This window comes from Rothia sp. P5766 (assembly GCF_048513555.1).
Classification (GTDB): domain Bacteria; phylum Actinomycetota; class Actinomycetes; order Actinomycetales; family Micrococcaceae; genus Rothia.
In genome coordinates this window covers 1-15090 of sequence record NZ_JBLXXS010000024.1, presented here as the reverse complement: position 1 = coordinate 15090, position 15090 = coordinate 1, and the positions used below count along the sequence as shown (strand labels likewise).

The following is a 15090-nucleotide window of genomic DNA, read 5'->3' as shown; positions in this document are numbered from 1 at the left end:
AACTAGTTTTAACCTGCTATCAAACCGGCCACTTCAGGGCGCCAGTGCAATGCTATGAATGACCTTGAACAATCGTCTCGGGGGTAATGACATCCATAACCGCTGTGATAGTGCGTTCCTGCGCTACCGCCTCGACATTGGTCTCAGGGGGCAAACCCTCACCGCCGCTGCCCTGAACCAAGGAATGGGTCAGGGCGCCAATCTGCGCGGACTGCTCTTCGGCCAAGCCCGCTAAGACCTCGCCACCACCGTGATGCTCGCTGAGGCTCTCAATGATATGTACCAACATTTCACGAAATTTAGGGTTCGACAGCTCACCGGCTGAACCCAGCATACGGTCAATGTTTTCCGCTTCAGCCAGGACCCGCCGCCCCTCCTCGGTAATACCTAAGAGGTAGCTCCGGCGGTCGATCGTGTTACGTGTACGAAAGACGTGCCCGTGGGCTTCGAGCCGGGCCAAGGTCTTTCCCATAGTCTGCGCCTGAACGCCGACCAGGGAGGCAACCTTAACCTGGGAGATCATGCCTTCCCGTGCAATCACATCGAGAGCCGTGACACCGGCATGAGTAAGACCTAAGGATTTAAGCTGAGCATTCCAGCTATATTCCAGCATGCGTGCAGCTGTTGAGAGGAGTCTATTAATAGACCAATTACGAATTTCTGGCATGCCAACAGTATAGACACGTTTAGCTGATGCTAAACCGGGCGCATTACAAGCGTTTCAAGTTAACGAGGAGCTCTAGCCAGCCTCTCAAGACCGCGACCTTCCAACCTATTTAGGGCACCGACCTACTTGGTAAGCTGGTTTTCGACCCACATATTCTTCACGGGATATCATTACGATTTCCCCATTGTTTTCACTATCTGAAAGGCAGATACCATGGCACGTCTCGAGCCAGGAGCTACCGCCCCTGATTTTACGCTCCCCGCCGCCGGTGGCTCAACAGTCTCGCTAGCAGACTTCACCGGTCGCAAAGTAATCCTCTACTTCTACCCCAAGGCTTCTACTCCCGGTTGTACCACCCAGGCCTGCGACTTCCGAGACAGCCTTGAGTCACTGAGCGCACATGGCTACCAGGTTCTGGGGGTATCTCCCGACGGTATCGCTGCACTCGATAAATTCACCGCCACCCAGGACCTACCCTTCCCCCTGCTCTCCGACGAGAACCACGCTGTTGCCGAAGCCTACGGCGCTTGGGGAGAGAAAAAGAATTACGGGAAAACCTATGTAGGCCTCATTCGCTCAACCCTCGTTATTGATGAAGCCGGCAAAGTCGCTTTTGCCCAGTACAACGTCCGGGCCAAGGGGCATGTTGCAAAGCTCCGCCGCGATCTGGGAATTGATAGCTAGCTCACCCACCATCAATTAGGAAAAAGCTCACTTGGTGCTGTATGATTTTCTGTGTTGTGCTTACAGCACCACCTGCGCGAGTGGTGAAATTGGCAGACACGCAGGATTTAGGTTCCTGTGCCTTACGGCGTGAGGGTTCAAGTCCCTCCTCGCGCACTCTATATCAATAACCCGTTTCGCCCGGTTCATTCCCGGTTGAGCGGGTTTTTTGATTATGTTCCCCCCAAAGGGAGTCAACAGTAACCCCTCAGCCCCAAGACCCGATAGCGGCCCTGGGCGGGGTCCAGCCATGTCATCAAGAGGTAATAGCAATGGCAGCAGAGACAGTAACTCGCCGGGAGGCTCTAGGCATTGGCGCTGCGCTCAGCGCTGGTTTTGCACTCAGTGCCTGCTCTACCTCAGCACCCCGCCAACCCGTCGCCACACCGAGGGGCGCAACAGCTTCTAGCGGTAGCGGTAAAGTATTCCGTTTTGCACAGGCTGCGCAGATACAGTCCTTAGACCCTACCGCTACTACCCGCATTGAAAGCCACCGCATCAGCGCCCAGATTCTTGACCCCTTGGTAGGGGCAGACGTCAACACGGGCGAGCCTGTCCCAGGCTTGGCTTCGCAATGGGATATCAGCGACGACGGGCTCACCTACACTTTCACCTTAGACAAGGATCTAATTTTTAGTGATGGTAGCCCCCTAAATGCACAAAGTATCTCCCAGAACTTTGACCGCTGGAAGACTCTGGCCGCAGCTCCCTTGACGCAGCTCAACCAGGCCTACGCCCACCTCTTAGCAGAAACCCCCCGCGCCAGTGGGCGACCAGCCCCAGCTCTGGTCAGTGCCTGGTCGGCTGAAACTGACACCCGTTTTACAGTTACCCTCTCACGTCACTCCGCTAGTTTCCTCAAAGCCCTCACTCAGCCCGCATGTGGGATTATGAAGCCTGACCAGTTTGCCAACAATACGGCAGCGGTTGAATCGCCCATCGGTAGCGGCGCTTTCACTCTTAAAAGCTGGGATGGAGCCACGGCTGTTCTCGAACGCTCTGAGAACTATAGAGGGACAGCACCCGAGATTGACCGCCTGGAATTTGTGACTATTCCCGGTGCCGAGAAACGCTATTACAACCTTGTTGAAGGCCGGATTGACGCCTATGACCAGGTAGCCCTCAAAGACTATGTCCCTCTGGCCCTTGATGGGTACGCGGTGCAATCTCGTGACCCCTATGCCGTTGCTTATATCGGCATCAATCTAGCCCACCCAGCTTTCGATGACCTCAGAGTGCGTCAGGCTCTAGCCTGCGCTATTGACCGGGCCGCCCTCATTAGCGCCTACTACCCCCAGGGAACCAAGGCAGCCTCCGATTTTATCCCCGCACTTTTTCAGATGAAGAACCCCGAAGCCGGGGAGGTCTATAACTACTCAGCGACGAAGGCAAAAGAGTTACTGCGAACCTCAACCTACGCTAACCAGAGCATCGACTTCTACTACCCTGTCAATGTTTCGCTGGCCTCATTACCCTCACCAGAGGGCATTTACTCTCTTATTGCAACCAACCTCATCAGTGCGGGCTTCAACCTTGTGCCCAAACCCTACCAGTGGACCGACCAAGGAAGTGACGATATCCCTGCCAAACACCCCAATTACGGGCTAGAACTGGCAGGTTTTATCGGCGCCTACCGCGACCCCACTGCTTTCCTGGGGCAGGTTCTTGCGCCCGCATCAAGAGCACCAGCTGAGATCAGCATGAACCCAGGGGGATCGACTTCTACCCCAAGTACAGGGGAACCAGCTACCGACGACCCTTCCAAAGCCGCATCAAGCTACACCAGCATCATGCAAGCCATTGACGAGGCAGACAGCATCACCGATATCTCTGCCTGGCGCGATGCCTACCGCAAACTCAACGCGCAGGTCTCTGAGCTCCTGCCCGCTATCCCCCTGGCCTACCCGGTATCCGGTGTCACTCAGGGCGCACGGGTCACAAGCTACACCGTCACTGCTACCTGCCTCGATGTGTTCTCAACGGTGGATGTAGAGAATTGACACCAGCCATAGAGATTAGGGCGCAACCCCGTCACAGTGTTAGGTAGGTCGCCCTATCTGTACTAGGCTAATAAGGAACCTGGGGTGAAACCCCACACACAAGGCGCCCCAGCTCGGCGCCAAGTCTGAGTACAGCGACGGAGTGTCAAACAGTGGCTAATGAAGTACAAACCGACGTCCTTTTAGTCGGCGGCGGTATCATGAGCGCAACCCTGGGTGTCCTACTCAAAGAAGTAGAACCCAGCTGGAACATCACCCTGTTAGAGCGCCTTGATGAGGCTGGACAGGAATCGTCAAACCCCTGGAACAACGCAGGCACCGGCCACTCGGCCCTCTGCGAGCTCAACTACGCACCGGCAGGGCCGGACGGTACCGTTGACCCAGCAAAAGCTCTGGGCATCAACGAACAGTTCCAGATTTCCCGCCAGCTGTGGGCATCGCTGGTTGAAGAAGGAAAACTCAAGGACGCTTCCTTCATCAACCCCGTACCCCACATGTCTCTGGTCTTCGGTCAGGAACATTCCAACTACCTGGCCAAGCGCTTTGAAGCCTTCGAAGGGCAGAAGCTCTTCGAGCGCATGCAGTTCTCCACCGATATCGACAAGATTCGTGAGTGGGCTCCCCTGGCCGTTGAGGGCCGCGACCCCAGCCAGCCCCTTGCCGCCACCTGGTCACCGGAGGGCACCGATGTCGATTTCGGCAACCTCACCCAGCAGATGCTCGACTACCTGGTAGACCAGGGTGTATCGGTACAGTACGGCCAGCAGGTCACCGATCTCAACCAGCAAAGCGACAGTAGCTGGGTGGTCACAGCCAAGAACCTCAAGGAAAAGGGGCAGCAAGAAACCATCCGTGCACGCTTCGTTTTCCTGGGTGCCGGCGGTGGTGCCCTCAGCCTCCTCCAAAAATCTGGCATTAAAGAGGGCAAGGGCTTCGGCGGTTTCCCCGTCTCGGGCCTTTTCATGCGCAACACCAGCCAGGAAACCGCCCTGCGCCACAATGCTAAGGTCTACGGCCAGGCATCAGTGGGCGCTCCTCCCATGTCTGTTCCCCACCTTGATACCCGCTATGTCAAGGGCAAGCGATCCCTGCTCTTTGGGCCCTACGCGGGTTTCAAAACCAACTTCCTCAAGCACGGTTCCCTGCTTGACCTGCCGCTCTCGCTCCGCCCCGATAACCTTGTCCCCATGGTGCGGGCCGGGCTGGATAACATGGACCTCACCAAGTACCTGATCGGTGAGCTGCTTAAGAATCGTGCTAAGCACCTTGAGTCTCTGCGCGAATACTACCCCACCGCAGTCGATGACGAGTGGGAGCTCATCACCGCCGGTCAGCGCGTTCAGGTTATCAAGAAAGACCCCAAGAAGGGCGGCGTCCTACAGTTCGGTACCGAGCTCATTGCATCGGGCGACGGCAGCCTAGCGGCTCTACTCGGCGCTTCACCGGGGGCCTCCACAGCCGCACCTATCATGCTGAACCTGCTAGCCCGTTGCTTCCCCCAGCAGCTTAGCCAATGGGAGCCACGCATTCGAGAGCTAGTTCCCGGCTACGGTGTCAAGCTCAACGACAACCACCAGCTAGCCGATGAGCTCTTTGCCTACACCTCTAAGGTTTTGGGTATAGACAACTAGTATGGCAGGCTGACTCTAAGGCCCCGGGCTCAAAAGCCCGGGGCACAACTCTTTCTACCTGAAGTAAGCAGCATTTTGCCGCTCACAAGCCCCTGATAGGATATCTACTGATTAACATCTCAAGTCATCGAAGGAAACTTATCTATGGGCCGTGCAGCCACGACCGTCAAACGCTCACGCACAGAACCAACCCACCAAGCAAGGCCCAAGCCCTCTAAGCTCACCGAGGTCAGTGGGTCCAGCTGGAAATACATCTTTAAAAGGGCTCTCAGCGAGTTTAGCCACGACGGGTGCACCGATCTAGCGGCGGCCCTGACCTATTTCACGGTGCTCTCTATATTCCCAGCCTTGCTGGCCATCGTTTCCTTGCTGGGTGTCTTTGGGCAGGGGGAACAAACGGCAAAGACCATTTTGGGCTTCTTGCAAGATTATGCTCCTCAGGAAATGCTCACGATTCTTGAGGACCCCATCACCCAGCTGACCAGCTCCAGTGCAGCCGGTCTGGCCCTGGTCACCGGTATTGTCGGTGCGCTGTGGACCGCTTCAGGCTATACCGGAGCATTTGGCCGTGCTATGAATAAAATCTATGGAGTTCTTGAGGGTCGCCCTATCTGGAAGCTACGACCTATTAACCTCATGGTTACGACCGTTTTAGTGCTCATCGTAGTATCCATGATGTTGGTCTTCCTCTCATCTGGGGACGTTTTGTTGATGATCCAATCCGCAGTTCCCGACTTTGAGTTGGGCGGATTCATCGGAATCTGGATGTGGCTACGTTACCCAATCATGCTGGCCCTAGCAGTTGTCCTGATCAGCCTGCTCTACTTTGCTACTCCTAACGTCAGGCAGCCCAAATTAACCTTCCTGACCCCTGGCGCTGTTTTTGCCCTGGTCTTTATGGCATTGGCCGGTACCGGCTTTAGCTTCTATGTTTCAAATTTTGGCAAATATAATGCCACCTACGGTCTGATCGGTGGCGTTATCGTCATGCTCCTATTTATATGGATCATGAACAATGTGCTCTTACTCGGTGCTCAGATTGATGCAGAGATCCAACGTAGCCGTGAGCTTCAAGCAGGCATCAAGGCAGAAGATAACCTGCGCTTACCACCCAGAGACGACACTATGGCTATCAAGATTCAGCAGAAGCAAGAAGAATTGATTGAGGAAGGCCGAAAAATCCGTCTCTCCCATAGCGGGGTCGATTTTGAGAAGATGGCCCAAGAAAAAGAGAAGGAGTAAAGCCCACCTACAAGGTTGCCCCGGCGCTGTCAGTCAGTGACCGGGGTTTTCTTCACCCTATATGCACCGTACGATGAGCCTATGACCACCGACCAGCTACCTTTAGTTGTTGATTCTATCCCACCTACGCCGCAGGACAGCGGGCAACCACCCCGACCCTTGGAGGGGGCCCATGTGCTTCTGGTTCACGGGTTCGCCTCTACACCGATGGTTAACTGGCGCCATACCCGTTGGGTCAGCCAGCTTCAGGCCCAGGGTGCTACAGTCCACACGGTGACTCTGCCCTACCACCGGCTCCCAGGATCAGCTGAGGAAACATCTGGTGCTGTCAGCTACCAACTACCAGCCACACAGCGACTGCTTAGCGCAATAGCTGAATCGCTGGCCACTTACCTTGCTACTCTCAGCGGTGAGGTGCACCTGGTAGGTTATTCCATCGGTGCCCGTATCTGCTGGACTCTCGCTTCGCTCTACCCCGATGCCGTTAGCTCCCTGGTTGCAGGGGCCATGCCGCTTACCAACCATCTGCCGCTCATTAACCGGGCACTACGCACCGGTGGCAGGCTCCCAGATGGTTTTGCCGATATCCTGGCAGGTTCGCCAGTGCCAGAACCCCAGCTTCAGGCCTTCGCGGCTCTACCCATAGAAAGCTTTTCCTCCAGCCCGATGCCTGCATGCCCCGTTCTCTTTTTCCGGGGTACTCAAGACACCGTAGCCCGTGATTCATTCAAAGCCTACAAGCTCCTTGCCCCAGATAAAGCTATCTGGTTAGAGTACCCCAGGCGCGACCATATCAATATTCTGACCAGTGGTAAGCTCAGAGCCACCGCCATAGAGTTCATGGTTCGTCACAGGCCGACACCAGCTAGCTAGGTGAGCCAACACACGGTAGCGTAGAAACCGCGAGCGCCCCACAAACCGGGTTAGCTCCACGACTTATCTTCTGATGAAAAGGAACAAGATGCAGCAGGTTAAAGCCCTTATCTCCCGTGCCAAGAACCAGCCGGTTGAAGTGGTGACCATCAATGTACCCGATCCCCTTGCCGGTGAGGCCCTGGTCAGGGTTCTCACCTGCGGTGTCTGCCAGACTGACCACCACTATGTTCAGGGTGGGGTAGGTGATGATTACCCCTATCTGTTGGGCCATGAGTCAGCGGGTATTGTTGAGGCTGTAGGTGAGGGCGTCACCAATGTGGCTCCCGGCGACCTGGTAATCCTGAACTGGCGTGCTGTGTGCGGTGAATGCCGCGCCTGCCAAAAAGGTAAGCCCCAGTATTGTTTCGCAACCCATAATGCCACCCAGAAGATGAGTCTGGAGGATGGCACCGAGCTGACCCCGGCGCTGGGCATCGGTTCTTTTGCCGAGAAGACTCTGGTTGCCGCCGGTCAGTGCACCAAGATTACTGAGGACCTGACTGAGGACCAGTACGCCGCTATTGGCCTGCTGGGTTGCGGTGTTACCGCCGGTTTGGGTGCCGTGCTCAATACAGGTGAGCTGGAACGTGGTGAAACCGTGGCCGTTATCGGGTGCGGTGGTGTGGGTACTGCCGCTCTTGCCGGTGCCAAGCTGGGCGGTGCCACCACCATCATTGCTGTTGATATTGATGAGCAGAAACTGGCTCGTGCCAAGGAACACGGTGCTACCCACACAGTGAACTCATCGGAGCAGGACCCGGTAGAGGCTATCCGCCAGCTAACCGGCGGTTTTGGTGCAGATCTGGTGGTTGACGCTGTCGGTATTGAGGCAACTTTCAAGCAGGCTTTTGAAGCCCGTGATTTAGCAGGCCGGGTTGTTCTGGTGGGTGTCCCTGCACCGGGCACCACCTGGGAGGCACCCCTGGATGAGGTCTTTGGTCGCGGTGGTTCCATTAAGAGCGCCTGGTATGGAGACACCCTGCCCTCTCGTGATTTTCCGCTCTTTGTGCGCCACTACCTACTGGGCAACCTGAACCTTGACGGTTTTGTTTCTGAACGCATCAGCTTGGAGCAGGTCAATGAGGCTTTTGAAACCATGAAGACCGGACAGGTGCTCCGCTCGGTAGTTGAACTCTAAGGAGGGTAAAAATGACTGAAGGTATTGAACGGCTAGTAACCTCTGGGACTTTCTCGCTCGACGGAGGTAGCTGGGAGGTTGATAACAATGTCTGGCTGGTCGGTAACGATAAGTCCCTGATTCTGATTGACCCGGCCCATGACGTGGATGCTATCTCTACCCGCCTAGCGGGACGGCGGGTTGAAAAGATTCTGCTGACCCACGCCCACGATGATCATATCCGCTCTGCCCGTGAAGCCGCTGACCGGTTCGGTGCCCCGGTCTATCTAAACCCCGCTGATCGCCCGCTCTGGGAGATGGTCTACCCCTCCTGGGACTTTGATGCTGAGCTAGCTGACGGTGACCGGATTACTATCGGGGACACTGAGCTGACAGTTCTAGCAACCCCTGGGCACTCCCCCGGGTCCGTTTGCTTCTACGCGCCTACCCTCAGCTGGGAAAACAGCGAGGGAGTGGTATTCTCGGGGGACACCCTCTTTCAGGGGGGTCCCGGTGCGACTGGGCGTTCCTTTTCCAGCTTTGAGACCATCATCGAGTCCATCAAGGAAAAGCTCCTCACCCTGCCTGAGTCCACAGCGGTTCTGACCGGGCACGGTGACTCCACCGGTATCGGCCTAGAAGCCCCTGAGCTCGATACCTGGATGAAGCGAGGCCACTAGACCAGGCTAACCCGCTCATTCACTACGGGCTGGGCCGGTACTGCCAAAAAGATGTAGCGGCCCAGCCTGTTCTCAAGCTCCTTTAAGGCAGCAGAGCCAGGTGCTCTTCGTAGGAGCGTCTCCACAGGAAACCGTACAGGTGGCCCAAGCAGAAGAAGGTAGCCGCAGCCACCAGCGGGATAATGAGCGAGACCTGGTAGCTGTAGCTTCCGCTGAGGTCAGCCGCCCACACAAAACCAAGAGCAATGCCGCCTAAAGAACTCGCCTGGAGCGTAGACAGTGCCAAATCCAGATTTTTTCGGGCAGAGAGACTGGCCGCAACCGAGTCCATGGTTACCAGGCACATACCGTAGGCCATACCCATGAAGATGAGGGGTGGAATCATGCCGGATGTTGACCCCGGCAAGGAAAGTATCATTGCGGTCATCATCAAGAAAATGCCGCTAATCAGCCAGGCCACCCAGCCGAACATGGGGAGCCGCTCAAACAGTACGAAGAGTGCCGCGCCGACAGCGCAGAGCCCAAGAAGGGCAATGAGGAAGCCCGCTGCACCTAGCTGGTCCGTGCTCATCGTAAAAGAAACGATGGAGGCCTGGGTCGCGCCCAAAGAAATACCCAAGCAAATCGTACCCAGCTGGGGAATCCAAAGTAGTGACCTGCTGACACCGCGTAGCGGCTTACGCCGTTCGGTCGCGCTGGTGTCACGGGTTTCCACCGGCAGGTTCTCGGGCCGCCAGAGCAACATGATGAGCCCCAGAACATCAATCAGGATCACCGCAAAAAGGGTGGATTGAGCGGTAAAAAGTACGGTAGTCATGCCCGCAATTGCCGCACCGGCGGGAATAGCGGTGACATCGAGCATGGTTTCCAAGGAGATCGAGGCATTGAGTTTGCGCCGATCCTTGGTGCTCAGATACTCAGCGCTCCAGTAGCTTCGCATCATGGCTCCCAGGGGAACAGTGGTTACACCCACCACTGCGCAGGCCACCAGAAAGCGGGTAATTGATCCGTTACTTGTGCCCGAAAACCGGAGCGACTCAGTCGTCAACCACATCAGGGCCACCATGTTCAAAGCGGTTACGGCGAAGAAGATGCGACGCTGGCCCCACCGTTCAGAGATGGAACGGTAGACCGGTATCATCAGGGCAGAACTCAGGCCCACAGTACCTGCCGCGTATCCGCCTAGGGTGGCCTCACCGTTCTGCACCGCCAGCATCATCATAATTGCCAGCATGACCATAGCCGCAGGCAGACGCATCAGCAAAGAGAAAACTAGGAAACGCCACCCGTGGGCTAGCAAAATACCCTGGAACCTGCTCCTGGCATAGCGGGCCGACACGACAAGCCTGCGGGCCCCCTCAGCAATCGTGATGGGGATACTAGCGGTGGTCGCAGGAACCTGAGATTGCGCACCACGGTATCGCGGTGCCGCTGTCCTGTAGGTAAAGGTTTTTTTGGTTTTACGTTGGGGCTGGCTCATACTGCTCCTGTTTCTTTCACCAGGCTAGAACCCTGGGGGGAAGTCTGCAAGAGGATGTGCCGGTTAATCCGGTTTTTCATCTCAGCAACGTGGGAGATGAGCCCGATGACCCGTCCACGTTCTCTGAGTGAGTCGATGGTGGACATGACCTCTTCTAGGGTTTCATCGTCCAGAGAGCCGAAGCCTTCGTCAATAAAGAGGGTGTCAATTTCGATGCCACCGTTGGCCTGCTGGACCACATCAGCCAGTCCCAGAGCTAGGGCCAGGGATGCCATAAAGCTTTCTCCCCCGGACAGGCTGGCCGGTTGGCGGTGGGCATTGTGCCAGGAGTCAAAGACCAATAAGCCCAGACCTGATTTTCCGCGTCCTTGAGCACGGTCGCTGTGTTCTAGCCGGTAGCGCCCGTGGGTCATCTTTTCCAGGTGTTCACTGGCGGCCAGAGCGACCTCGGAAAGCTGATAGGCAAGCACATAGGTGGTCAGCGTCATCCGCAGGTGGTTATCGCTCCCGGGGGTGGCATTGGCCGTAGCCGCGAGTTCCTGCCGCAGGTGGGCGGTCTCGATCAGTTCCTGGCTGCGAGTCAGTGCGGCCGTGAGCTCTTGCTGTACCTGGATGATTTCATCCTCTGCCCCCCAAATGCGGGCGGAGTGGGCGATGAGCTCATCCTTTTCGCGGCTGAGGGTTTCTAGGCGGGAGGTAAGAACCGCAAGGTCTTGCGGATCGGGCGCGGTTTCGCCCCGGCTAGCGCGTTCAGCAATGCTCAGCAGGGCTGGGCTCTCAAGACGGGCACGGGTAGCAAGCACCCGTTCCTGGTAGTGACGGATCTCTTGCTCAAGCTTCTGGGCTTGTGCTGGTGCAAGATGCGCAGCTCGCACTTGGGCTTGATCACTCCAGCCTGACTGGCTTAGGGCTTGGGCTGTTTCAGCCTGAGCAAGCCGGTGAACCTCAGCCTGCCTGCTCTGTTCCAGGCGGGAGTTACCGAGCTGGGTCAGGCAGGTATTGAGGCTGGTTAGAGCATGGGCGCGGTCAGCAAAGCTCATCTTCTGGGTCTGAGGTTTCAGCCCGGCTTCAAGTTCGGCCAGTGTTCGGGCTCGTTCTTGGATTGTGGCCTTGTGCTCAGCAACCAGGCGCTGCGCTGCCACCAGCTGGGCCCTCAGCTTTTCTTCGTGGGTCTTGCCCTCTTGGAGTAGCTGGTCTAACTCATCGCGACGTGTTTGGGCTTTCTGGGCTCGGGTCAGCGCGTCCTGAGCTTGAGCTATGAGATTTTGGGCGGTTTCGGGTTCAGGTGCGCCTGACCGGGTGAGCTGGTCCAGAGATTCCCGGGCAGCTGAAAGCTCGCCCAGGGCTCGAGAAGCCTCGGTTTCGGCGGCAGTTCTCTGGGCACGAGCCTTCTGCAGGGCTTCTTCGCTAACCGCTGCACCTGCTTCTAGTCCGGTAGCCGGTGCAGGGTGTTGGCGTGAACCGCAGACTGAACATGGCTGACCGGCAACCAGAGCTTCGGCTAGAATCAGCGCGGCATTCTCAAAACGGCGGCGGTGAAGTTCATCGGCCTGGTGCTCTGCCCGCACCCGTTTCGATTCAGTCTCAGTAGCTGCTTGCTCTGCCTGCTCAACCCGTTGACGCGCACGGACCAATGCCCTTGCCTTTTGTTGCGCCTCTTGGGCACCGGCGTAGTCCATGCCTGCTTTTTCGAGCTCAACCGGTGCATTTTCAAGGCCTTTGTATTCTTCTTCAAGGTCTTGAATCTTCTTGCGATGGGCGGTCAGGTCCTGCTCTGCCTCACACACTTTGCTTTCCAGCGGAGCACCTTGAGCTTGGGCCTGTTTCTGCTCGGCTGCCAGGTCTATCAGCCTCTGCTCATCGCGGTCCAGTGCTTGAAGATCCTTGGCATATTCAGCCAGGTCATGGCTTATTTGCTCGTAATGCTCTACGTCCTGCTGGTCCTTGAGAAGGTCCAATACCTTCTCCACGGTCGCAAGCTCACGCGCCCTTTGGTCAAGATTTCCCTGTAATTTTGAGGCTAATTCCTGCCCCCGGAAACTTAGCGCGGTGACGCGCTGCCGGGTGCTTTCACAGGATGCTAGCGCTCTTTCCTCCGCAGTGAGGAAAGGCAATACAAGGGTCGCCTTGCGGTGGGATTCCAGCAGACTACTCTGCTGGGTAACAGTTTCTCTGGCACTTTCCAGCTTGTCTAGGACCAGGGTCAGCTGGCTATATTCCTGCCAGTGCTGGTTGAGCTGAATCATCTGGGCGCGCTGGTCATTTACCCTGGTGAGTTCTTCAGCTACTTGACCTGTGCGTTCTAGGAGCTGGCTATGCAGCTGACCCAGCTCAGCAGCAAGTTCTTCAAGGTAACCCGGTGCGCTTGCCGGGTTATCTGCAGAAAGTGTGGTGCTCTCACTATCGGAGTCTGCCAGCAGGCCTTCAAGACCCAGTAGGGCATAACTTTCCTCTAAGCGAGCGCCGTGCTCAGCCCGTTGACCGCGGCCAACCAGTACCTCAAGTTCATGGCTAGCTTGCTCCGCACGGTGACCAGCTTCCTTAGCCTGCTCCGTCAAAAGGTTCTGGATAGCCTCAAATTCATAGGTCCCGAAGAGCTTCTTGAGGAGCTGTTCACGCTCACCGGACGATGCCAGCAAAAACCGCTGAAACTGGCCCTGAGGTAGAAGCATGACCTGATTGAACTGCTGGGCGTTCAAACCCAGTACCGAAAGCATAAAGTCGCCGGCGTCCTTATGGCGGGTAATAGTGGGGTCGCTCTCCCATTCGCCGGTGGCCGCATCGTATTTTTCAATCAGGGTCTTTGCCTGCTCGGTAATGGTTCCCTCACCACGTTTTTTGGGTCGCTCATAGGCAGGGTTGCGTTCGATACGGTAGCGGGTGCCCCCGATAGTACATTCCAGGGTCACGCGCGGCTGTACCGCAGGCTCAGCGAAACGAGATTTAAGGTCGGTGCGCCCTGAGGACGTAGTGCCGTAGAGAGCAAAGCAGATGGCATCGAGAATGGATGACTTGCCCGAGCCTGTAGGGCCGTTGAGCAGGAAGATGCCTTCGCGGTTGAGGTCATCAAAATCAATGGCCACGGTGCCGGGGAAGGGGCCGTAGGCTTTGAGCTCTAAGCGGTGGATTCTCATTCTGCCCCTCCTTGAATTCGTGCTGTTTCCATGACTTCAGCCAGGTAGGCGCTCTCGTCATCTGTCAGTTGCCGCCCGCGCACGTGCTCGTAGAAAGAACCGCAAATCTCTTGGGGGCTGTGCTTGCTTTGAGCCGCCCGGTAGCTGTGTTTTTGGCGCGCCTGTACTCCTTGAGGGTCAAAGTAGAGTTCCTGCACATGCTCATAGTGCGCTTTGAGCTCTTCCAAGGCTTGAGCTGGACGTTCGGGGTCGGTCAGGGTGATGCTGACAAATGCCTGACCGTACTCAACGATATTCTGGGGAGAAAGCACCTCTTCGAGAGTTCCCCGTAAGGTTTTGAGTACCAGTTTGGTCTTCCACTGGTAGTCGGTGACGCTCAGGTGACCACCCGGCTCAATATCAAGAATCCAGGCGCCTTTGCGGTGGTTCTGTTCGCTAAAGGAATAAGCCAAGAGCGACCCAGAATAGCGCACGGTATCGGTTACTTTCTGCTTCCCGTGCAAATGCCCCAGAGCAGTATAGGTGGCTGATGAGAAGAGGCGGGCAGGTACCTGTTCCACACCACCTACCGAGATATCCCGTTCAGATTCAGAAGGTTCAGCCCCACCAGCAAAACAGTGGGCCAAGACAATGCTGGCATCTACGTGGCGGGGTGCCCTGTCCTGCTCGATACGGCGCATAGCCTCAGCGAGAACGCCGGCGTGGGTAGGCTCGGTGCCCCAGCGAGCGGCGATGGGGCGCGGTTCCAGATAGGGAACCCCGTAGAAAGCTACCGACACTCCCCCGGCTTCAATGAGGGTGGGGGTTCCCACCTGAGTTTGTGAGGTCACCAGGTGCACTCCTGCGGCACTCAGTAGCGAAGAGCCAAAACCCAACCGGATGGCTGAATCATGGTTGCCACTAATAGCAAGAACCCGGGTACCAGCTTGAGTAAGGCGCGTGAGGGTGCGGTCAAAAAGCTCTACAGTTTCGGTGCGAGGCTGAGCCTGATCATAGACATCTCCGCTAATGAGAACCACATCCAGTGCTTGTTCCTGAACCAGCTCTACCAGCTCATCCATGAGCTGTTCGGTTACGGTGTGCAGGGAGGTACCGTGGAAGCTACGGCCCAGATGCCAGTCGGAGGTGTGCAAAATTCGCATGCTCCCTAGTCTAATGGGCCTACAGTCAGCCCCGCTTTAGAATAGAGAGCATGACTTCAGTTTTTCCTGCCCCTGATGCGCTCTCACCTGCTTACCGCGCGGCCCTACGGGGTTCACTGTTTGGCACCGCACTGGGTGATGCACTGGGCTACCGCGTAGAAACCCTCAGTCGCACCGAGATGCTTGAGCGGTGGTCACTAGCAGGCGAAACCGACTTATTAGAAGCTCTGGCAGGCGGTGACCTGGCGGTATCCGATGATACCCAGCTCACCCTGGCTACCCTGGACGGATTAACCGAAGTATTGGAATGGAACAATGAGGGTCAGGCCGCCGATGAGCTGGCCTGTATCTGGCTGTCC

Annotated in this window: 12 protein-coding genes and 1 tRNA gene; 9 read left to right on the top strand and 4 right to left on the bottom strand. The window is 56.6% G+C overall.

The genetic code is table 11. The features are described from left to right. Positions 1-52: 52 nt before the first annotated feature. The gene (locus tag ACN08V_RS10150; RefSeq protein ID WP_419105462.1) at positions 53-667 is read right to left on the bottom strand and encodes a MarR family winged helix-turn-helix transcriptional regulator; all 615 of its coding nucleotides are present in this window, start codon (positions 665-667) and stop codon (positions 53-55) included. A 213-nt stretch (positions 668-880) separates the two neighbouring features. Between ACN08V_RS10150 and bcp the strand changes: the two genes are divergently transcribed. The 8 genes from bcp to ACN08V_RS10110 all read left to right on the top strand — a co-directional run bounded on the left by bcp (position 881) and on the right by ACN08V_RS10110 (position 8975). Further along, positions 881-1351, top strand: coding sequence for a thioredoxin-dependent thiol peroxidase (bcp, locus tag ACN08V_RS10145; RefSeq protein ID WP_419105461.1), 471 nt, complete (start codon positions 881-883; stop codon positions 1349-1351). Between the two features lie 74 nt (positions 1352-1425). After that, a tRNA-Leu gene (locus ACN08V_RS10140) sits at positions 1426-1507 on the top strand. 155 nt (positions 1508-1662) lie between these two features. Further along, complete coding sequence (locus ACN08V_RS10135) at positions 1663-3390, top strand: ABC transporter substrate-binding protein (RefSeq protein ID WP_419105460.1); 1728 nt, start codon at positions 1663-1665, stop codon at positions 3388-3390. Between the two features lie 125 nt (positions 3391-3515). Continuing rightward, the gene (locus tag ACN08V_RS10130) at positions 3516-5021 is read left to right on the top strand and encodes a malate:quinone oxidoreductase (protein WP_419105463.1); all 1506 of its coding nucleotides are present in this window, start codon (positions 3516-3518) and stop codon (positions 5019-5021) included. 144 nt (positions 5022-5165) lie between these two features. Then, complete coding sequence (locus ACN08V_RS10125) at positions 5166-6263, top strand: YihY/virulence factor BrkB family protein (protein WP_419105459.1); 1098 nt, start codon at positions 5166-5168, stop codon at positions 6261-6263. An 81-nt stretch (positions 6264-6344) separates the two neighbouring features. Continuing rightward, complete coding sequence (locus ACN08V_RS10120) at positions 6345-7136, top strand: alpha/beta fold hydrolase (RefSeq protein ID WP_419105458.1); 792 nt, start codon at positions 6345-6347, stop codon at positions 7134-7136. A gap of 88 nt (positions 7137-7224) precedes the next feature. After that, positions 7225-8316 carry an S-(hydroxymethyl)mycothiol dehydrogenase gene (locus tag ACN08V_RS10115; RefSeq protein WP_419100604.1) on the top strand — a complete coding sequence of 364 codons (1092 nt, stop codon included), beginning with the start codon at positions 7225-7227 and terminating at the stop codon, positions 8314-8316. An 11-nt stretch (positions 8317-8327) separates the two neighbouring features. Beyond that, positions 8328-8975 carry an MBL fold metallo-hydrolase gene (locus tag ACN08V_RS10110; protein ID WP_419105457.1) on the top strand — a complete coding sequence of 216 codons (648 nt, stop codon included), beginning with the start codon at positions 8328-8330 and terminating at the stop codon, positions 8973-8975. An 82-nt stretch (positions 8976-9057) separates the two neighbouring features. Here ACN08V_RS10110 and ACN08V_RS10105 read toward each other — a convergent pair whose 3' ends face one another. From ACN08V_RS10105 to ACN08V_RS10095, 3 genes are read right to left on the bottom strand one after another with little or no spacing between them, the layout of a single operon-like run. Further along, positions 9058-10455: an MFS transporter gene (locus tag ACN08V_RS10105; protein WP_419100606.1), complete on the bottom strand. Its 1398-nt coding sequence runs from the start codon at positions 10453-10455 to the stop codon at positions 9058-9060. Next, on the bottom strand, positions 10452-13589 hold the full coding sequence (locus tag ACN08V_RS10100) for an AAA family ATPase (protein WP_419105456.1): 3138 nt from the start codon (positions 13587-13589) through the stop codon (positions 10452-10454). Before ACN08V_RS10100 ends, ACN08V_RS10105 begins: the two co-directional genes overlap by 4 nt. Beyond that, positions 13586-14731 carry an exonuclease SbcCD subunit D gene (locus ACN08V_RS10095; RefSeq protein ID WP_419105455.1) on the bottom strand — a complete coding sequence of 382 codons (1146 nt, stop codon included), beginning with the start codon at positions 14729-14731 and terminating at the stop codon, positions 13586-13588. Before ACN08V_RS10095 ends, ACN08V_RS10100 begins: the two co-directional genes overlap by 4 nt. A 50-nt stretch (positions 14732-14781) precedes the next feature. On the opposite strand from ACN08V_RS10095, the gene ACN08V_RS10090 reads away from it, so the two are divergent. After that, positions 14782-15090: ADP-ribosylglycohydrolase family protein (locus ACN08V_RS10090; RefSeq protein ID WP_419105454.1), on the top strand; the 309-nt coding region annotated here is incomplete at its 3' end.